Source organism: Stenotrophomonas sp. STK17_22, from assembly GCF_051983905.1.
GTDB classification, from domain to species: domain Bacteria; phylum Pseudomonadota; class Gammaproteobacteria; order Xanthomonadales; family Xanthomonadaceae; genus Stenotrophomonas; species Stenotrophomonas maltophilia_A.
Genome location: NZ_CP197010.1, coordinates 4,673,667 through 4,691,286 on the forward strand (window position 1 = coordinate 4,673,667; position 17,620 = coordinate 4,691,286).

Annotated in this window: 17 protein-coding genes and 2 riboswitches; of the genes, 5 read left to right on the plus strand and 12 right to left on the minus strand. The window is 66.8% G+C overall.

Features of this window, described 5'->3' with window-relative positions; translation table 11 throughout:
- Positions 1–132: 132 nt before the first annotated feature.
- The gene (locus ACSYS9_RS21760) at positions 133–753 is read right to left on the minus strand and encodes a glutathione S-transferase family protein (protein WP_071227867.1); all 621 of its coding nucleotides are present in this window, start codon (positions 751–753) and stop codon (positions 133–135) included.
- Between the two features lie 114 nt (positions 754–867).
- A complete protein-coding gene (locus ACSYS9_RS21765; protein ID WP_005411210.1) occupies positions 868–1,647 on the minus strand; it encodes an NYN domain-containing protein in 780 nt (259 codons plus the stop codon).
- Positions 1,648–1,770: 123 nt separating this feature from the next.
- Here ACSYS9_RS21765 and ACSYS9_RS21770 point away from each other — a divergent pair, with 123 nt between their 5' ends.
- Positions 1,771–3,051, plus strand: a complete 1,281-nt coding sequence (locus ACSYS9_RS21770) for an NAD(P)/FAD-dependent oxidoreductase (protein ID WP_071227868.1) — start codon at positions 1,771–1,773, stop codon at positions 3,049–3,051.
- Positions 3,052–3,142: 91 nt separating this feature from the next.
- Here the strand turns inward: ACSYS9_RS21770 and ACSYS9_RS21775 are convergent, their stop codons facing one another.
- The 4 genes from ACSYS9_RS21775 to ACSYS9_RS21790 all read right to left on the minus strand — a co-directional run bounded on the left by ACSYS9_RS21775 (position 3,143) and on the right by ACSYS9_RS21790 (position 4,853).
- A complete protein-coding gene (locus tag ACSYS9_RS21775; protein WP_071227869.1) occupies positions 3,143–3,595 on the minus strand; it encodes a hypothetical protein in 453 nt (150 codons plus the stop codon).
- A gap of 4 nt (positions 3,596–3,599) precedes the next feature.
- Complete coding sequence (locus tag ACSYS9_RS21780; RefSeq protein ID WP_071227870.1) at positions 3,600–4,031, minus strand: nuclear transport factor 2 family protein; 432 nt, start codon at positions 4,029–4,031, stop codon at positions 3,600–3,602.
- 68 nt (positions 4,032–4,099) lie between these two features.
- Entirely contained in the window at positions 4,100–4,492 is a 393-nt protein-coding gene (locus ACSYS9_RS21785) for a hypothetical protein (protein WP_240792093.1), read from the minus strand.
- A gap of 94 nt (positions 4,493–4,586) precedes the next feature.
- Positions 4,587–4,853, minus strand: coding sequence for a GIY-YIG nuclease family protein (locus ACSYS9_RS21790; protein WP_049452937.1), 267 nt, complete (start codon positions 4,851–4,853; stop codon positions 4,587–4,589).
- A gap of 40 nt (positions 4,854–4,893) precedes the next feature.
- Positions 4,894–4,983, plus strand: a riboswitch (glycine riboswitch).
- A gap of 13 nt (positions 4,984–4,996) precedes the next feature.
- A riboswitch (glycine riboswitch) is annotated at positions 4,997–5,100 on the plus strand.
- A gap of 84 nt (positions 5,101–5,184) precedes the next feature.
- On the opposite strand from ACSYS9_RS21790, the gene ACSYS9_RS21795 reads away from it, so the two are divergent.
- From ACSYS9_RS21795 to ACSYS9_RS21810, 4 genes are all read left to right on the plus strand, one after another.
- Positions 5,185–5,802, plus strand: coding sequence for a trimeric intracellular cation channel family protein (locus tag ACSYS9_RS21795; RefSeq protein WP_005411215.1), 618 nt, complete (start codon positions 5,185–5,187; stop codon positions 5,800–5,802).
- A 285-nt stretch (positions 5,803–6,087) separates the two neighbouring features.
- Complete coding sequence (locus ACSYS9_RS21800; RefSeq protein WP_071227872.1) at positions 6,088–7,260, plus strand: MdtA/MuxA family multidrug efflux RND transporter periplasmic adaptor subunit; 1,173 nt, start codon at positions 6,088–6,090, stop codon at positions 7,258–7,260.
- Positions 7,257–10,334 carry a multidrug efflux RND transporter permease subunit gene (locus ACSYS9_RS21805; protein ID WP_071227873.1) on the plus strand — a complete coding sequence of 1,026 codons (3,078 nt, stop codon included), beginning with the start codon at positions 7,257–7,259 and terminating at the stop codon, positions 10,332–10,334. Before ACSYS9_RS21800 ends, ACSYS9_RS21805 begins: the two co-directional genes overlap by 4 nt.
- Positions 10,331–13,390 (plus strand): efflux RND transporter permease subunit, encoded by a 3,060-nt coding sequence (locus tag ACSYS9_RS21810; RefSeq protein ID WP_081352273.1) that lies wholly within the window; start codon positions 10,331–10,333, stop codon positions 13,388–13,390. The genes ACSYS9_RS21805 and ACSYS9_RS21810 overlap by 4 nt, the downstream gene beginning before the upstream one ends.
- Before the next feature lie 43 nt (positions 13,391–13,433).
- On the opposite strand, the gene ACSYS9_RS21815 is transcribed toward ACSYS9_RS21810, so the two are convergent.
- The 6 genes from ACSYS9_RS21815 to ACSYS9_RS21840 form a co-directional block, all read right to left on the minus strand.
- Positions 13,434–13,745: a DUF5076 domain-containing protein gene (locus tag ACSYS9_RS21815; RefSeq protein WP_081352274.1), complete on the minus strand. Its 312-nt coding sequence runs from the start codon at positions 13,743–13,745 to the stop codon at positions 13,434–13,436.
- Between the two features lie 452 nt (positions 13,746–14,197).
- A complete protein-coding gene (locus tag ACSYS9_RS21820) occupies positions 14,198–15,271 on the minus strand; it encodes a 3-deoxy-7-phosphoheptulonate synthase (RefSeq protein ID WP_071227875.1) in 1,074 nt (357 codons plus the stop codon).
- A 295-nt stretch (positions 15,272–15,566) separates the two neighbouring features.
- A complete protein-coding gene (locus tag ACSYS9_RS21825) occupies positions 15,567–15,824 on the minus strand; it encodes a hypothetical protein (protein ID WP_071227876.1) in 258 nt (85 codons plus the stop codon).
- A 111-nt stretch (positions 15,825–15,935) separates the two neighbouring features.
- Positions 15,936–16,274, minus strand: coding sequence for a DUF6616 family protein (locus tag ACSYS9_RS21830; protein WP_049400985.1), 339 nt, complete (start codon positions 16,272–16,274; stop codon positions 15,936–15,938).
- Positions 16,275–16,329: 55 nt separating this feature from the next.
- Positions 16,330–17,070: a DNA alkylation repair protein gene (locus ACSYS9_RS21835; RefSeq protein ID WP_071227877.1), complete on the minus strand. Its 741-nt coding sequence runs from the start codon at positions 17,068–17,070 to the stop codon at positions 16,330–16,332.
- Positions 17,067–17,567 carry a MarR family winged helix-turn-helix transcriptional regulator gene (locus tag ACSYS9_RS21840; RefSeq protein WP_071227901.1) on the minus strand — a complete coding sequence of 167 codons (501 nt, stop codon included), beginning with the start codon at positions 17,565–17,567 and terminating at the stop codon, positions 17,067–17,069. Before ACSYS9_RS21840 ends, ACSYS9_RS21835 begins: the two co-directional genes overlap by 4 nt.
- Positions 17,568–17,620: the final 53 nt, after the last annotated feature.

Genomic DNA, 17,620 nt, shown 5'->3' on the forward strand with positions numbered 1-17,620 from the left:
AGCAAGCTCGACTCTACCGTCGGTCCGTATGGACCCGACGGATCTGTATTGAGGCAGACGAACGGTAGCGCCGGGCCATGCCCGGCGGTCCTCCGCATACCACGCTCGCCGGGCATGGCCCGGCGCTACCCCTCAGGTCAGCGGCGACATCACGCCGCGCTGGTAGGCCGGGCGTTCGCGCAGGCGGGCGTACCAGTCGGCCAGGTGCGGCAGTTCCGGGCGCTGGATGGGCAGTTCGAACCAGGCATAGATCAGCGAGCCCAGCGGGATGTCACCCATCGCGAACGTCTCGCCCGACAGCCACGGCTGTCTGGCCAACGTGGCATCGGCCATCGCCAGGTAGTCACCGGCACGCACGATGGCGGCATTGATGCGCGCTTCGTCGCGGTCAGCTGGGGCGGTGCGCATGATGCCCCAGATCAGGTCGGTGTACAGCGGCGCCATCCGCGAGGTGCTCCAGTCCATCCACTTCTCGGCCTGGGCACGTTTCATCGGGTCTTCGGCGTACAGCGTGCCCAGCGCGTAGCGCGCACTCAGATAGCGCACGATGGCATTCGATTCCCACAGCGGCAGGCCATGGTCTTCGATCACCGGCACCAGGCTGTTGGGATTCATCGCCAGGTACTCCGGCGTCTGCGTGCCGCCATGGCTGCCACCAACCTCGATGGATTCGTACGGCAGGCCGATTTCCTCGGCGCACCACAGCACCTTGCGGACGTTGCTGGAATTGCGGCGGCCCCAGATCTTCAACATGCGGGTTTTTTCCTTGCTGGCAATGCGAGCGGCAACGATACGCCTGATCGGAGTGGGTGTGTGGGTGGCGGATGCGGAATCGGGCATCTGCGCGCTGCCGGCCAGCGGCCGGCACTACCGGTTTTTCTTCGGCAGCGCGCGCACGTAGGAGGACTTGCCATCCTTCTTAAGCTCGAACAGGCCGATCGCCGCCAGCAGGTCACTGAGCTTGCCGTAGCCGTAGTTGCGCGGGTCGAACGACGCCTGGTTGCCGATCTGGCTGCCGACCGGGCCGAGGTGCGACCAGCCATCCTCGCCCTCGGCCGCGGACACCGCGCGGCGCAGCATCTTCACCAGCCGCGTGTCGCTGCGCATTTCCGCACCACTCTTGCGTGGCCGGGCATCGTCGTTGGCAACAGGCTCGTTCGATGCCTGTTCGCTGGACGCCTGTTCGGTATCCGGCACGCTGGCATGGGTCTGGCCCAGCGCTTCCAGATAGGTGAACTTCGAGCAGGCGTTGACGAACGGCTCCGGGGTTTTCTTCTCGCCGAAGCCATACACCTTCACGCCATCGGTCAGCAGGCGCATCACCATCGGGGTGAAATCGGCATCGCTGGACACGATGGCGAAGCCATCGAGATTGCGCGCGTACAGCAGGTCCATGGCATCGATCACCATCGCCATGTCCGAGGCATTCTTGCCCTTGCTGTAGGCGAACTGCTGGATCGGGCGGATCGCGTACTCGTGCAGCACCGCCTCCCAACCCTTCAACCGCGGGCTCTTCCAGTTGCCATAGGCGCGGCGCACGTTGGCCACGCCGTAGCGGGCGACTTCGGCCAGGACCTCGTCGATCTTCGAGGCCGGCGCGTTGTCGGCGTCGATCAACAGGGCGATGCGCTTTTCCGGTTCGCTCATGGGCTCCTCACGGGCGGTTGCCTGAACCCGAGTATCGCCGATCCATGCGGGCGCTGACGTGACAGGGCGCCATCGTGCGAAGATGCCAGGCGCTTCCCCCAATGCCCCCACTGGAGTGAGTCGATGAGTCGCGAGCGCGTTCCCCACCTGGTTGTTGTCGGCGGCGGTTTTGCCGGTCTCTGGGCCACCCGTGCCCTGGCCCGCGAGCGCATACGCATCACCCTGGTCGACCGCCGCAACCACCATCTGTTCCAGCCACTGCTGTACCAGGTGGCCACCGCCGGCCTGTCCGCGCCGGACATCGCCGCGCCGCTGCGCCACATCCTCGGCCACCAGCGCAATGTGGAAGTCCGCCTCGGCGAAGTGGTGACCATCGACAAGCAGGCCCGGCAGATCCGCATGGCCGATGGCAGCACGCTGGACTACGACAGCCTGCTGCTGGCTACCGGCGCCACCCACGCCTACTTCGGCAACGACCAATGGGCCGATGATGCGCCCGGGCTGAAGACGCTGGACGATGCCATCGCACTGCGCCGCAAGCTGCTGCTGGCGTTCGAGCGCGCCGAGGCCGAACCGGACCCGGCGAAGAAGGCGGCGTGGCTGAGCTTCGCCGTGGTCGGCGGTGGACCTACCGGTGTTGAGCTGGCCGGCACCCTGGCAGAAATCGCGCGGCATACGCTGCGCAACGAGTTCCGCCACATCGATCCTGCCAGCGCCAAGGTGCGGCTGGTCGAGGCCGGCCCACGCGTGTTGTCTTCGTTCCCGGAAGTGCTTTCGCTGAAGGCGCGCCGTCAGCTGGAAAAGCTGGGCGTGGAAGTGCTGACCGGCACCCCGGTGAGCGACATCGACAGCCAGGGCTTCAAGCTCGGCGATCAGTTCGTACCGGCCCGCACTGTGGTGTGGGCCGCCGGTGTGGCCGCTTCACCGCTGGCGCGCACCCTGGAGGTGCCACTGGACCGCGCTGGACGCGTGCAGGTGCAACCCGACCTCACCCTGCCTGGGCACCCCGAGCTGTTCGTGGCCGGTGACCTGGCCGCACTGAACCAGGCCAATGGCAAGCCGGTACCCGGCGTTGCGCCCGCCGCCAAGCAGATGGGCAAGTACGTGGCCGAGGTGATCCGCGCGCGTCTGCATGGCAAGGCCGCACCGGGGCCGTTCAAGTACGCCGACTTCGGCAACCTCGCCACCATCGGCCGCATGGCCGCGATCGTGCACCTGGGCCGGCTGCAACTCTCGGGCGTCCTCGCCTGGTGGTTCTGGCTGGCCGCACACGTGTTCTTCCTGATCGGCTTCCGCAACCGCATCGTGGTGCTGCTGAACTGGGCCGTGGCGTACTGGAGCTACCAGCGCAGCGCGCGCATCATTTTTGGTGATGACCAGGAAGACCGGCGACCCCGACGGTAGTGCCGGCCGCTGGCCGGCTGCTGCGCGGTCGGATCCCTTTCCGCAGGAAAGGGCTCTGACCCCGTCAACACCATCCACGCATGGCGTGGATCTACCGGTTCATCGGGCCGCCCGGCACCCGCCGTTTCGACCAGGTGCGGCAGAAATCCTCCTTCCTCGCGGCATCGGCAATCTGCGTGCTACTCCAATGCCGGGTGATCCAGACTGTCAGTGCGGTACTGCTGAGATGCCAGCGCAGCATGTCGTGCCTTGGCTGCCGCATCAGGTGGCGGCGTGCAACCCAGAACGCTTCGCGCTCGACGTCAGTCGCCTTCTTCAACGCTTCAGGATCGAAGAACCGCGTCGTGAAGCTCCATGGATTCATCGGCTGGAATCCCGTGCGCTGCTCACTGCTGCACGCAGCCATACCACTGGGTGCGCGGTCCGCCGGCTTCGGCCGGCCTTCCACCAGCGCCAGCCCGAGCCGGTACAGCAGGCCAGGCAGCAGTGCGATGACCGCGGCCAGCATGACGACGGAGATCCATGCTTTGCCGGCAGCACGCATCGCTCTACGGCTCCTTCGGTTTCGGGTACCACAGTGCATTGACGATGACCCAGCGCTGGTCGAAGCGGCCCATGTGGAAGTAGTCGACGAACCACGGGGTTTCCAGCCGCACCGAGGCGGCGTTGCCGGTCACGTCCAGCACCGTGCAGCGGCGGTCCCATTGATCCTTCGGGGTCTTCAGCGCGCCCTGCTTCGTCAACGCGACCAGCTCTTCCTTCGACATGCGGCGCAGGCCCAGGCGTTCGTCGGGTGTATCGCCGAGCACCGCGCGCTTGGCCAGGTCCGGGTGCAGGGAGCGGGCGACGCGCTGCGGGTCGGCCTCCAGCTGGCCGTCGACGTAATCGTGGCAGGTGGCTTCGATGGCCGCGATGGTGGCCGGGTCGGCGGCAGGGCTCGTTGCTGCGGAAAGAGCGAACAGCAGGGCAATCGTGGACATCCGGGTCTCCAGCTCTGGGCGCGGGGCGATCATGGCATGGGCAAGCCGCATCCACGCATGGCGTGGATCTACTGCATCAGGCCCATTTCGTCGACGCTCAGCTGCATGTACAGGAACGCGGCCGCTTCGTCGGTCATCGGCTGGCCCTGCGGGAAACTGTCGAGCCAGGCGGAGATGCGCGCATGCCGATGCTTCAGCGCATCAGCTATCGCGCGCTTTTCCGCGTCGGTGGCATGTTCCTGCATCTCATCGCGCAGCAGGTCATCGCCGATGCCCCATTTTTCGGCCAGCGGGATCAGGTCGACCAGATCGGGCGGCACCTGGTCGCGGCGCAGGTGGATGGGCTCGGGCGTGTCCGGGCCGCGCTGTGCGGCCAGTTCGGCGGCGCTGCCGATCTGCCCGTGCTGCAGCGGTGGCGGAGTCTGGGCGCAGGCCGACAGGGTGATACAGAACGTCAACATCAGCATCCAGCAGGATTTCATCGGACCGCTTCCTGTGTCGATGGATGTGGCGATGATGGCATGGCCCAGCACACCATCCACGCATGGCGTGGATCTACAGGACCGGCGCCTGCAGCCAGGCCAGCTTGCGTTCGCGCGGCTGCTGCTTGAGCTGCCACTCGGCCCGCGAGGCGGCGGCCCGGTCCGGGTACTCGCGCACGGCCAGCACGCGCAGTGGCGGCCGTGCCCGGGTGTAGCGCGCGCCCTTGCCGGCCTGGTGGGCGGCGAAACGCGCCTCCACATCGGTGCTGATGCCGGCGTAGTAGCTGCCATCGCGGCATTCGAGCAGGTACAGGAACCACGGGCGGAGGGACGGGGCCATGCCCGGATTATGCCGTGCTGCACTGCAGCGGATATACTGGCGCCCGAATGCAGGAGAGAGGCGCCGCGCTGGCGCCCGCCGAAGGCGCAGGCTCCCATGATCGCTCAGGCCGGTGGGCTGGAATCCCACCAACCATGCATTCGACTCGCCGAGCTGGAGAGAGGTCACCGGGCACGCCCGGGACGATCCGCCGAAGGGGCACGCGGCCAACGCCGCTGAACTCTCAGGCAAAAGGACAGCGGGAGCGGCACCGGTCATCGTCATCCCGTCATTGCGCAGGCAGTGGCGGTAGTCGCGCATGGCCGGCCCCACCGCGCCCGGAGCCTGTCCCATGCTGCTGTCCATCATCTACCTGATCGCCATTTCCGCCGAAGCCATGACCGGCGCGCTGTCCGCCGGCCGTCGCCGCATGGACCTGTTCGGGGTGGTCATGATCGCCTGCGTCACCGCCCTCGGGGGCGGTTCGCTGCGCGACATCCTGCTCGGCCACTACCCGCTGGGCTGGGTGAAGCATCCCGAGTACCTGGGCTTCACCGTGTGCGCGGCGCTGATCGCCACCTGGGTGGCGCGCTGGATGCACCACTTCCGCCGCACCTTCCTGGTGCTCGATGGCCTGGGCCTGATCGCCTTCACCCTGATCGGCTGTTCGATCGCGCGCGAGGCCGGCCATGCCATGCCGATCGTGCTGATCGCCGGCATGCTGACCGGCGCGTTCGGCGGCGTGCTGCGCGACATTCTCTGCAACGAGGTGCCGCTGATCTTCCAGAAGGAGCTGTACGCGATCATCGCGCTGCTGACCGGCGCGGCCTACCTGTTGCTGCTGCACTGGGGCGTGGCCGACGCCACCGCGATCCTGTGCTGCCTCGGCGGCGGCTTCGCGCTGCGCCTGCTGGCGATCCACTACCGCTGGGAAATGCCGAAGTTCGTGTACCACGACGAAGTGCATTGATTGTTTGACGGTAGTGCCGGCCGCTGGCCGGCAACCCGGCACGCGCCCGCAGATTCCGGCAGGTTGCCGGCCAGCGGCCGGCACTACCGAATGCGTTGCATGACCATGGTCATGCGGCATTGGCCGGGGTGATTGGCTACCATTGTCACCCCGTCGCTGCCGCGACGGCATCCAGCCACGCCGCGCCCGCGGCCCCGCCAGACAACTCCCTCCCCGCTGCCCGTGGTGCCGTGAACGCGCCGACGGGCCCGCATGTCCCTGCGCGCGCAGGGCGCAGGATGCCCCATGTCTGTCGCCGAAAATTCCCGCTTCCGTCGTGCCCGCCTGTTGTGGGCGGTGCTGGCCATCGCCCTCGTCGCCGTTCTGGCGTGGTGGCTGTGGCCCCGGAATGGCGCCGGCAGCAGCGACGATGCGCCGGGCAAGACGGTGCCGGTACGCGTGGCACGCGCCAGCGCCGAGCCGCTGGTGCTGCGCCTGAAGGCGGTCGGTACGGTCACCCCGCTGCACAGCGTGGTGGTACGCAGCCGCGTGGATGGCGAACTGCTACGGCTGCATTTCCAGGAAGGCCAGCAGGTGAAGGCCGGCGATCTGCTGGCGCAGATCGACCCGCGCCCGTATGAAGTGAAGCTGGCACAGGCGCAGGGTACCCAGCAGCAGAATCTGGCCGAGCTGGAAAACGCCGAGCGCCAGCTGCAGCGCTACCGCGAACTGCAGAAGCAGAACTACGTGTCCGGGCAGGAACTGAGCGACCAGCAGAGCAAGGTGCGCCAGCTGCAGGGCCGCCGCCTCAGCGATCAGGCGTCTGTTGATGAAGCGCGCCTGCAGCTGCAGTACACCCGCATCACCGCGCCGGTCAGTGGCCGCGTCGGGCTGCGCCGGTTGGACGTGGGCAACCTGGTGCGCGCCAGCGATGCCGAAGGCCTGGTGACGCTGGCGCAGACCGCGCCGATCAGCGTGCTGTTCACCGTGCCCGTGCCCGAACCCGAGCTGCCTGCGCTGCTCGATGCCGTGCAGGCGCAACCGGCACTGGCGGTGGAAACCTGGGACCGCGAAGAACGCCGGCAGCTGGCCCGCGGCTCGCTGTCCAGCGTCGACAACCGCATCGATACCACCACCGGCACGTTGAAACTGCGTGCGCACTTCGACAACCACGATCTGGCGCTGTTCCCCAACCAGTTCGTCAACGTCCGCCTGCAGCTGGGCGAGCAGCCCGCGCTGCTGATTCCCGATGCCGCCGTGCAGTTCGGCAGCCAGGGCAACTACGTGCATATCGTCGACAAGGACAGCAAGGCACAACGCCGCACCGTGGTGCTCGGTCCAGCCGATGATGGACGCGTGGCCGTGCGCTCCGGGCTGGCCGCAGGGGACAAGGTGGTGATCGAAGGCATCGACGGGCTGGAAGACGGCACGGCGGTGGAGATCATCACCGAGGAGGCCGCGACCAAGGCCGGCGCATGAACCTCTCGCGCCCGTTCATCCTGCGCCCGGTCGCAACGACTCTCCTGATGGTGGCGCTGCTGCTGTCCGGCGTGCTGGCCTATCGCCTGCTGCCGGTGGCGGCGCTGCCGCAGGTCGATTACCCGATCATCCAGATCACCACGCTGTATCCGGGGGCCAGCCCCGAACTGACCACACGCACCATCACCGCACCGCTGGAGCGCCAGCTCGGCCAGATTCCCGGCCTGAAACAACTGTCGTCGACCAGTTCCGGTGGCGCCTCGGTCATTACCCTGCAGTTCGGGCTGGAGGTGTCGCTGGGTGTGGCCGAGCAGGACGTGCAGGCCGCCATCAACGCGGCGGGCAGCTTCCTGCCCGGGGACCTGCCGGTGCCGCCGGTGTACCGCAAGGTCAACCCGGCCGACACCCCCATCCTGACACTGGCGGTGACCTCGCAAGGCCTGTCGCTGCCGCAGGTGCACGATCTGGTGGATACGCGCATCGCCCAGCGCCTGGCGCAGTTGCCCGGCGTCGGCCTGGTCAGCCTGGCCGGTGGCCAGCGCCCGGCGGTGCGCATCCAGGTCAATCCAGCGGCGCTGGCCGCCAACAACCTGGGCATGGACCACATCCGCACCGCCATCGCCGCCGCCAACGTCAACCTGCCCAAGGGCAGTTTCGATGGCCCGATCCGCGCGGTGATGCTCGATGCCAACGATCAGATGCGCAGCGTGGATGAGTACCGTGCCCTGGTACTGGCCTGGCGCGACGGCGCGCCGCTGCGGCTGGGCGATGTAGCCACCATTACCGATGGCGCCGAGAACCGCCAGTTGGCTGCGTGGATCGGTACCACGCCGGCAGTACTGGTGAACATCCAGCGCCAGCCCGGCGCCAACGTGATCGCCGTGGTCGAGCAGGTGCGTACGCTGCTGCCGCAGCTGCAGGCCACGCTGCCCGCCGGCGTGCAGATGAATGTACTGAGCGACCGTACCGAATCGATCCGCGCGTCGGTGCGCGGCGTGCAGAAGGAACTGGTACTGGCCATCGGCCTGGTGGTGCTCGTCACCTGGGTGTTCCTGCGCAATCTGCCGGCCACGCTCATTCCCAGCGTCGCGGTGCCGCTGTCGCTCATTGGCACCTTCGCGGTCATGCTGCTGGCCGGCTATTCGCTCAACAACCTCACGCTGATGGCGCTGACCATCGCCACCGGCTTCGTGGTGGACGACGCCATCGTGATGCTGGAGAACATCGCCCGCCATCTGGAGGAAGGCGAAAGCCCCCGCGATGCAGCACTGAAAGGCGCAGCCGAGATCGGCTTCACCCTGGTGTCGCTGACTGTTTCGCTGATCGCGGTGCTGATCCCGCTGCTGTTCATGGCCGACCTGGTGGGTGCACTGTTCCATGAGTTCGCAGTGACACTGGCTGTAGCCATCGGCATTTCGCTGGTGGTCTCGCTGACGCTGACGCCGATGCTGTGCGCGCGGTTCCTGAAGCCGCACGCGAAGACTGCACATGCGCCCGATGTCTTCGACCGCGTCATCGGCCTCTACGACCGCCAGCTGCGCTGGGTGCTGCAGCGCCAGCCGCTGATGTTGCTGGCCACCGTTGCCACCCTCGCACTGACCGTGGCGCTGTACTTCGCCGTGCCCAAGGGTTTCTTCCCGGTGCAGGATGCCGGCCTGGTGCAGGGCATCAGCGAAGCGCCGCAGGCGATCTCATTCCAGGCCATGCGCGAGCGCCAGCAGGCGCTGGCGGCGGCCATCGAAGCCGACGAGGCGGTGGCCAGCGTCTCGTCCTACATCGGCGTGGACGGCAATAATCCCACGCTCAATACCGGCCGCCTGCTGATCGAGCTGAAACCGCACGGCGACCGCGATGGCGCCGCCGTGGTGATGGCGCGCCTGCAACAGCGCGTGTCGAAGATCCCCGGCATCACCCTGTACCTGCAGCCGGTACAGGAGCTGGGCATCGAAGACCGCATCAGCCGCACCCAGTACCAGTTCACCCTGACCACGCCGGATCTTGAAACACTGGAACGCTGGACCCCGAAGCTGCTGCAGGCGCTACGCCAGCAACCTGCACTGCGCGATGTCGCCAGCGATCTGCAGATGCAGGGCCGGCAGGCGCGCGTGGCAATCGACCGCGATGCGGCGGCGCGCCTGGGCGTAAGCGTGGAAGCAGTAGCCGATGCGCTGTACGACGCCTATGGGCAGCGCCAGATTTCGACCATCTTCACCCAGGCCAGCCAGTACCGGGTGGTGCTGGAGGCCGATCCTTCACGACAGCCCGGGCCGGAGGCGATCACGGGCCTGCGTGTGCGCAGCAGCAGTGGGCAGACCGTGCCGCTGGGTGCGGTGGCACGCGTGGATCTGGGCCCGACCGCCCTGCTGCGCAACCATGTCGGCCAGTTCCCGGCGGCCACGCTGTCGTTCAACCTTGCCCCGGGCGCATCACTGGGCGAAGCGGTGGAGGCTGTGCACGCCGCGCGCGCACAGGTGAACCTGCCGCAGAGCATCGAACTTCGCCTGCAGGGTGCCGCAGCGGCCTTCAGCAGCTCGCTGTCGTCCACACTGTGGCTGATCCTGGCCGCGGTGGTGGTGATGTACATCGTGCTGGGCGTGCTCTACGAGAGCTTCATCCACCCCATCACCATCCTTTCCACCCTGCCCTCGGCCACCGTCGGTGCGTTGGCGGCACTGTGGGTAAGCGGACGCAGCCTGGACCTGATCGCGGTGATCGGCATCGTGCTGCTGATCGGCCTGGTGAAGAAGAACGCGATCATGATGATCGACTTCGCGCTGGACGCGCAGCGCACACGCGGCATGTCACCGCGCGAGGCGATTCATCAGGCCGCGCTGCTGCGCTTCCGGCCGATCCTGATGACCACGCTGGCTGCACTGTTCGGCGCGGTGCCGCTGATGCTGGCCAGCGGTTCCGGCGCCGAACTGCGGCAGCCACTGGGCTGGGTGATGGTGGGCGGACTGCTGGTCAGCCAGGTGCTGACCCTGTTCACCACGCCGGTGATCTACCTGGCCTTCGACCGCCTGCAGCGTGGCCGTGCAGCGTCCCCGGTGGCGGTTGACGAGGCGCGCGCGTGAACCCCATCGCGCGCCTGGCGCAGGCCTGCGTGCAGCGCCCGGTAGCGACGATCCTGCTGGCGGTGGCGCTAGTGCTGGCCGGCCTGCTGGCATTGCGCCTGTTGCCGGTGGCGCCACTGCCGCAGGTCGACTACCCGGCCATCGAAGTCAGCGCCAGCCTGCCCGGCGCCTCGCCCGAGTCGATGGCAGCCACCGTCGCCACGCCGCTGGAGCGCGCATTGGGCAGCCTGCCCGGCATCTCACGCATCGACTCGGCCAGCACCCAGGGCCAGACCCAGATCGAACTGAAGTTCGTACTCGGCCGCGACATCGATGAGGCAGCGCGTGAAGTGCAGGCCGCCATCAATCTTGCACGCGGGCAGTTGCCCAGTGGCATGCCCGGCATGCCGCAGTACCGCAAGGTCAATCCCTCACAGGCACCGATCCTGGCGCTGGCACTGACCTCGGACACGCGTTCGCCAGGCCAGCTGTATGACCTGGCCTCCACCGTGCTGGCGCAGAAGCTGTCGCAGGTGCCGGGCGTGGGCGAAGTGCAGGTGGGCGGCAGCGCCTTGCCCGCCGTGCGTGTATCGCTGGACCCGAATGCGCTGAACCATGCAGGCCTGGCACTGGAGGACGTGGCCCAGGCCATCGGCCGCGCCAACGCCATGCGCCCGCTGGGTGCCGTGGGCGATGACCGCCAGCAGTGGCAGCTGGAAGCGCCGCTGCAGCTGCGCCAGGCCGCGCAGTACCGCGAACTGGCATTGAAGGTCAGCGACGACCGCACGCTGCGGCTGGGCGATGTCGCCGCCGTTGCCGATGGCGTGGAAGACCGTTACGCCAGCGGCTTCCACAACGAACGCCCCGCCGTGCTGCTGATCGTCAGCCGCCAACCCGGCGCCAACATCATCGCCACCGTTGATGCCATCCAGGCGCAGCTACCGCAACTGCATGCGCTGTTGCCCTCCAGCGTGGACATGCGGCTGGTGATGGACCGCTCGCCGGTAATCCGCGCCACCCTGCACGAAGCAGAGCTCACGCTGGTGCTGGCGATCGTGCTGGTGGTGCTGGTGGTGCTCGGCTTCCTCGGCCACTGGCGTGCAGCGTTGGTGCCCAGCGTGGCGATTCCGGTGGTGCTGTTCGGTACGCTGGCGCTGATCGCGCTGATGGGCTTCTCGCTCAACACGCTCTCGCTGATGGCGTTGATTGTCGCGGCGGTGCTGGTGGTGGACGATGCCATCGTGGTGCTGGAGAACATCGCCCGCCATCGCGAGCTGGGCGCTGACCGCTGGCAGGCGGCGGTGCGTGGCGCATCGGAAGTCGGTGCCACGCTGCTGTCGATGAACGTTGCACTGGCCGTGGTGTTCGTCTCCATCCTGTTCCTGGATGACTTCGTCGAACGCCTGTTCCGCGAATTCTCACTGACCCTGGTGGCGGCCATGACGGTCTCCGTGCTGGTCGCGCTGAGCCTGGTTCCGATGCTGTGTGGACGATTGTTCGTGGATGCCGCGCAGCAACCCTCGCGTTGGCAGCACGCCAGCAACGCACTGTTCGAGCGCGTGCGCGGCGCTTACCTGCGTACGCTGCAGGTCAGCCTGCGCCGGCTGCGCTGGCCGTTGCTGGCGTTCGTTGCAGTCATCGCGCTCAACACGTGGCTGTTCCAGCAGGTGCCCAAGGGCATCGTGCCCAAGCAGGACACCGCGCAGCTGCGTGGCTTCGCGCGCGGCGATGACGGCCTGTCCTTCCAGGCCATGCAACCGAAGATCGATGCGTACAGGAAGCTGTTGCTGTCCGATCCGGCCATCGAGGACATCATCGGCTACATCGGTGGCAGCAACGGGGTCAACAACGCCTTCATCATGATCAAGATGAAGCCGCTGGCCGAGCGCAAGGTGTCCAGCCAGCAGGTGATCGACCGCCTGCGCGCGCGGCTGCCCAAGCTGCCCGGCGGCAATCTCTATCTGTGGGTGGACCAGGACATCCGCCTGGAGGGCGCCGGCAGCAGCGGCAAGTACGAGTTCCAGCTGCTTTCAGCCGATACAGCGCCCCTGCGCGAATGGGCACCGAAGGTGGCTGCCGCCCTGCGTGGCCTGCCCGAACTGGTTGACGTGGAAGCACAGGGTGAAGCGGGCATGCGCCAGGTGGTGCTGGATATCGACCGCGAAGCAGCCGCGCGCCACGGCGTGGACCTGCGCACCGTCGCCAACATGCTCAACAACTCCTTCAGCCAGCGCCAGGTCGCCACGCTGTACGACAGCCTCAACCAGTACCGCGTGGTGATGGAGCTGGACCCGAAGCACACCCAGGACCCGGGCACGCTGTCACGCCTGCAGGTGATCGATGGAAACGGCCAGCGCATTCCGCTGTCGAGCATCGCCAGCTGGCGCTATGGCATGGCACCGGACCGGGTATACCACAGCGAGCAGTTCGCCTCGATCTGGATCGAGTTCGCACTGGCACCGGGCGTAGGATTGGAACAGGCCACACAGGCGATCGATGGTGCGATGTCGAAACTGATGCTGCCACGTTCGGTCCAGGGAAAACTGTCCGGTGAAGCCGGCGGGCTGGATCAGCTGCGCGCGCGCCAGCTATGGCTGGTGCTGGGCGCCACGCTGGCGGTCTACCTGGTGCTGGGCATCCTCTACGAGAGCTTCCTGCAGCCGCTGGTGATCCTGTCCACCCTGCCCTCGGCCGGTGTCGGTGCGCTGCTGGCGCTGTGGCTGTTCGGCAACGAACTGAACCTGATCGCCCTGCTCGGCCTGTTCCTGCTGGTGGGCGTGGTGATGAAGAACACCATCCTGCTGGTGGATTTCGCGCTGGCCGGCGAGCGGCGCGGGCTGAGCGCGCAGGATTCAGTGATGGAAGCCGCACGGTTGCGCCTGCGGCCGATCCTGATGACCTCGCTGGCAGCGCTGCTGGGCACGCTGCCGCTGATGCTGGCCAACGGCGAAGGCTGGGAGCTGCGGCAACCGCTGGGCATTGCGATTGTCGGCGGCTTGCTGGTCAGCCAGTGGTTGACGCTGTACACGACCCCGGCGATGTATCTGGCCTTGGCGAGGATTCGGGCGAAGCGGTGAACGTGGGGCGGGGAATTCATCCACGCGTGGCGTGGATCTACCGTCAACGCCGCACGACGAACCCGCCGGACCGGCCGCTGGATGGCGCCTGCAGCTCCTCGTTGAAGGCTGCCTTGATGGCCTCGACCACCACGTCACGGTCCATGCCCTCACTGGTCACCAGCGCGTCGGCAACGTGCTGGGCAACGTCGGCAAGAATTCGCCCCCAGGCACGTTCTTCGCGGATGTCGGGGCGATCCTCGTACAGCCCCACTTTCAATGATGCATGCAGCCCGCGCTCAGCGATCCACACGCGAATCATCTCGACCGAAGATTCGTCGCGTTGGGCAGCTTCAGGGATGATCAGTTCTTTCATGGCGGCAGCCGCAGGGAGAAGTGATCGCATTGTGGCCCACATCCATGCATGGCGTGGATCTACTGCGGACCTTGAGTAGAGTCGAGCTTGCTCGACTGCCGTTGGTGCACGTTTTTCCGCAGTCGAGCAAGCTCGACTCTACGTGTCCAAGGCGGATCATCGCACTGTGCGGACTGGACCACTTGGCGTGCCGGGTGCGACCCGACGGGCCCGCGACAAATGTGGCCTCCGGCGGGTCGTAGCCGTCATTGCCGGGGACGGCGAATCGTCCACGCATGGCGTGGATCTACTGCCACCCCGGCGATGTACCTGGCGCTGTCGCTCATGCGCAGCGCCAGGCGCATCGCCGGTGCAGATGGGCCGGTCTCCAACTCCGACCGGCCCTGATCGCGGCCGCACCCCCGCAGGCGCTGGCCGCCATCCACACACGTGCCGCACTCAGGCGGCTTCCATCAAGCTGCTTCGGACACCTTCACGTCGCGACGGGCGCGCACGGCCGCAGCCAGTCGCTCCAGCACCGTCACGGTGGTGTCCCAGTCGATGCAGCCATCGGTGATGCTCTGCCCATAGACCAGCGGCTGGCCTTCCACCAGTTCCTGGCGGCCACCGACCAGATGGCTCTCGATCATCACGCCAACGATGCGCTGTTCGCCGTCTTCCAGCTGAACGGCGATGTCGTCGATCACCTTCGGCTGGTTCTCCGGGTTCTTCAGGCTGTTGGCATGGCTTGCGTCGATCATCAGGCGCGTCGGCAGCTTGGCCTTGGCCAGCACCTGGCAGGCCTCGGCGACACTGCCGGCGTCGTAGTTCGGCTGCTTGCCGCCGCGCAGGATCACATGGCAGTCCGGGTTGCCGGTGGTCGACACGATGGCGGTGCCACCCTGCTTGGTGACCGAGAGGAAGTGATGCGGGTTGGATGCCGCACCCACGGCATCGGCCGCAATCTTCACGTTGCCATCGGTGCCGTTCTTGAAGCCGACCGGGCACGACAGCCCCGAGGCCAGCTCGCGATGCACCTGGCTTTCGGTAGTGCGTGCGCCGATCGCACCCCATGCCACCAGGTCGGCGATGTACTGCGGCGAGATCACGTCGAGGAACTCGACACCGGCCGGCAGGCCCAGCTTGTTGATGTCGCGCAGCAGGCCGCGGGCGATGCGCAGGCCCTTGTCGATCTTGAAGCTGCCGTCCAGGTCCGGATCGTTGATCAGGCCCTTCCAGCCCACCGTGGTGCGCGGCTTCTCGAAGTACACGCGCATGACGATTTCCAGTTCGCCGGCCAGTGCGTCGCGCAGCGGCTTCAGGCGCTGGGCGTACTCGATGGCGGCCTTCGGGTCGTGGATCGAGCACGGGCCAACCACCACCGCCAGGCGGTCGTCACGGCCATGCAGGATCTGGTGCAGGGCCGCGCGCGAGGCGCTGACGGTGTCGGAGGCTTCATCGTCACAGGGCAGCATCGCCAGCAGCTGGGCAGGCGGTGTCAGCGGTTCGATGGTGCGGATACGCAGGTCGTCGGTGTGCGGGGGCATTGCGGGAGATCTCCGGAACGTTGGGGGTCCCCAGCGTGGCGGCATGAAAAAAGCCGCCAGGTTCGCTGGCGGCTTTCGGGAATGCGTCTGAAGCTTTCTTCAGGGTGAGCGCAGTCCTTCCTCCGCCAGTGGCTTCGGAAAGTAATACCAGTAAAAGCTGGTGGGGGCTGCGTTCATGGGATCTATTGATAGCACAGCTTTTGCGCAGTGCAAAATGTTTCATCCGCAACTGGGGGCGCGGTTCAGCGAGGTGCGCACCAGCCATGCCTACGCGGCGGCAGCCACGCGAAGTTGCTCATTTACCATGCACTTCCACATCCAGCAGCAGGCCCTCATGGATGTCGGCCCAGCGCTCCAGCACGCGGTCCAGCTCCTGCCTGGCTTCGTCCAGCTGCTCGGGGTTGAGCAGGGAACGCGCGGTGTAGAGGTCGGAAACCAACCGCCGCAGGACCGATTCCGGAATGGCCACCGACGGCCCCTCCAGGCCCGGCAACTGCAACGCCGGGCTGTCGCCAAGAGGGCCGAACAGCGTGACCTGGAGCGTGCTCTGCATGATCGACTTCCCTGCGGATGGACATGGCAATGCACTGTTTACCGTGTCTGGGTGACAGGCGCATGTGCCTCCCATGCCGAGGCCCGGGATCTGCCGGCGTCTGCCGCCCCGCTACAGGGCGGCCAGGTCGGCCAGGTGCTGGGCCATGCTGTCCATCGCGCCTACCGCATGGGTGGTGGTGAAGTACGCATGCCAGCCGGTCGCGGCGATGCCGGCCACCAGCGCATCGACCTCCTCGCGGCTTGCACAGCGCCAGACCGCATAGAACTGCTCATCGCTGCCGTGCGGTACGTCCGTGGCAATGCGGCCCATCGCCAGCGGCGTGATGCGGGCTGGATCGAACTGCTGCATGCCGGCGCCAATACGGGCGAAGAAGGCATTCCGCTGCTCGGGTGGGAGTGCGGTCCAGGCAGGTGTGGCGGTGTAGAGCTCGATGAAGGTGTGCGACATGGTGGTTCTTCCTTGAGGTTTACGAGGTTGCGGGGTTGCCGGCCAGCGGCCGGCACTACCGGAACGAGCGCAATGCGCGTTTGCGGATGTAGGCGTTGGCGTCGCTGTGGCGCTCGTGCTGCCAACGCGTGCACAGCGCGCGCAGCCACTGCGGCTGAGTCTTGCCGGCGTCATTGAGCCAGTTGCCGACCGAATCCTGCACATAGCGTTCCGGGTCGTCAGCCAGTGCTTCCAACATGGGTAACACAAGGTCCGGATGCTGCTTGAACAGTGCGATATGCGTGGCCCAGACACCGCGTGGGCGCAGCGCTTCGCAGGCGAAGCGGCGCAGGTACGGCGATGTTTCCTGTGCCCATGGTTGCAGGTACTCAAGCGCCTGCATCGGCGCGGCAACGATGTCCGTGCGTAACGCCAACCACGCCCATTCGCGTACGCCGAAGTGTGGGTCATCGGCCAGCGTGCGCATCTGCTGCAGCTTCTCTGCCAACGTTGCGCGGGCATCGCTGCCGATCAGGTAGCAGGCCCAGCCGCGCACGGTATCGGAGCGGTGATGCTGCCAGAGTGCGGGCGCACCCTGCCCCGCCTCACGCAGCAGTTGCGCGGCCAGGGCCATGCGCAGCGTGATGCCCTTGCCTGAGGCATCCTGCATGCGTTGCAGCGCTTCCGGTGCAAGCGCGGGCGCCACAACCTGCAGCAGTGCGGCGAAATCCACCGCCAGGCATTCGGCCAGATGGGTGGTGGCAACGCGGCCGGTGTTGAGTTCATGCAGGCGTTGCGCCGCAATCGCCGGACTCATGCTGCAGACTCTCGTCCAGCATCGGTGTGCTGCCAGACCTTGTGCAGCAACCGCGACAGCTGCTGCTGTTCATCGGTATCCAGACCATTGAACAGACCACTGATCCACTGTGTGTGCTGGTCAAACAGTGTCTCGGTCAAGCGTTTTCCCCGTGCGGTCAATACGATCTGCAGGCGACGGCCATCCTCAGCATCGCTGCGACGCTGCAGCAGTTCTTCGCGCTGCAGGCCATCGAGCAGGCCGCTGATGGTGGCGCGGGTGACGCCTGCGCGTTCGGCCAGCTCGTGGGGCGGTAGCGTGCCACCGGCCCCATGCAGCAGGAACAGCACGATGAAGCGACCCTCACTGAGCCCGTGTGGCGCCAGCCGGGTGGCGCAATCGTGGTCGATGGACGACGACAACGACAGCAGCTGGAAGCACAGGCGCAGCTGCGCGACGTTGGCGTGGCCGCGTCGCTGCGCCTCATCCATCAGGGCATGGTGCTTGGCTTCGATCATCATCCATACCGATATGATTAGGCGCCTAATCATATGCCATCCCCTTCGGCGTG

Excerpts from the sequence above, each read along its gene's own strand:
- ACSYS9_RS21760 (WP_071227867.1), bottom strand. The coding sequence starts at position 753 with ATGTTGAAGATCTGGGGCCGCCGCAATTCCAGCAACGTCCGCAAGGTG.
- ACSYS9_RS21765 (WP_005411210.1), bottom strand. The coding sequence starts at position 1,647 with ATGAGCGAACCGGAAAAGCGCATCGCCCTGTTGATCGACGCCGACAAC.
- ACSYS9_RS21770 (WP_071227868.1), top strand. The coding sequence starts at position 1,771 with ATGAGTCGCGAGCGCGTTCCCCACCTGGTTGTTGTCGGCGGCGGTTTT.
- ACSYS9_RS21775 (WP_071227869.1), bottom strand. The coding sequence starts at position 3,595 with ATGCGTGCTGCCGGCAAAGCATGGATCTCCGTCGTCATGCTGGCCGCG.
- ACSYS9_RS21780 (WP_071227870.1), bottom strand. The coding sequence starts at position 4,031 with ATGTCCACGATTGCCCTGCTGTTCGCTCTTTCCGCAGCAACGAGCCCT.
- ACSYS9_RS21785 (WP_240792093.1), bottom strand. The coding sequence starts at position 4,492 with ATGTTGACGTTCTGTATCACCCTGTCGGCCTGCGCCCAGACTCCGCCA.
- ACSYS9_RS21790 (WP_049452937.1), bottom strand. The coding sequence starts at position 4,853 with ATGGCCCCGTCCCTCCGCCCGTGGTTCCTGTACCTGCTCGAATGCCGC.
- ACSYS9_RS21795 (WP_005411215.1), top strand. The coding sequence starts at position 5,185 with ATGCTGCTGTCCATCATCTACCTGATCGCCATTTCCGCCGAAGCCATG.
- ACSYS9_RS21800 (WP_071227872.1), top strand. The coding sequence starts at position 6,088 with ATGTCTGTCGCCGAAAATTCCCGCTTCCGTCGTGCCCGCCTGTTGTGG.
- ACSYS9_RS21805 (WP_071227873.1), top strand. The coding sequence starts at position 7,257 with ATGAACCTCTCGCGCCCGTTCATCCTGCGCCCGGTCGCAACGACTCTC.
- ACSYS9_RS21815 (WP_081352274.1), bottom strand. The coding sequence starts at position 13,745 with ATGAAAGAACTGATCATCCCTGAAGCTGCCCAACGCGACGAATCTTCG.
- ACSYS9_RS21820 (WP_071227875.1), bottom strand. The coding sequence starts at position 15,271 with ATGCCCCCGCACACCGACGACCTGCGTATCCGCACCATCGAACCGCTG.
- ACSYS9_RS21825 (WP_071227876.1), bottom strand. The coding sequence starts at position 15,824 with ATGCAGAGCACGCTCCAGGTCACGCTGTTCGGCCCTCTTGGCGACAGC.
- ACSYS9_RS21830 (WP_049400985.1), bottom strand. The coding sequence starts at position 16,274 with ATGTCGCACACCTTCATCGAGCTCTACACCGCCACACCTGCCTGGACC.
- ACSYS9_RS21835 (WP_071227877.1), bottom strand. The coding sequence starts at position 17,070 with ATGAGTCCGGCGATTGCGGCGCAACGCCTGCATGAACTCAACACCGGC.
- ACSYS9_RS21840 (WP_071227901.1), bottom strand. The coding sequence starts at position 17,567 with ATGATCGAAGCCAAGCACCATGCCCTGATGGATGAGGCGCAGCGACGC.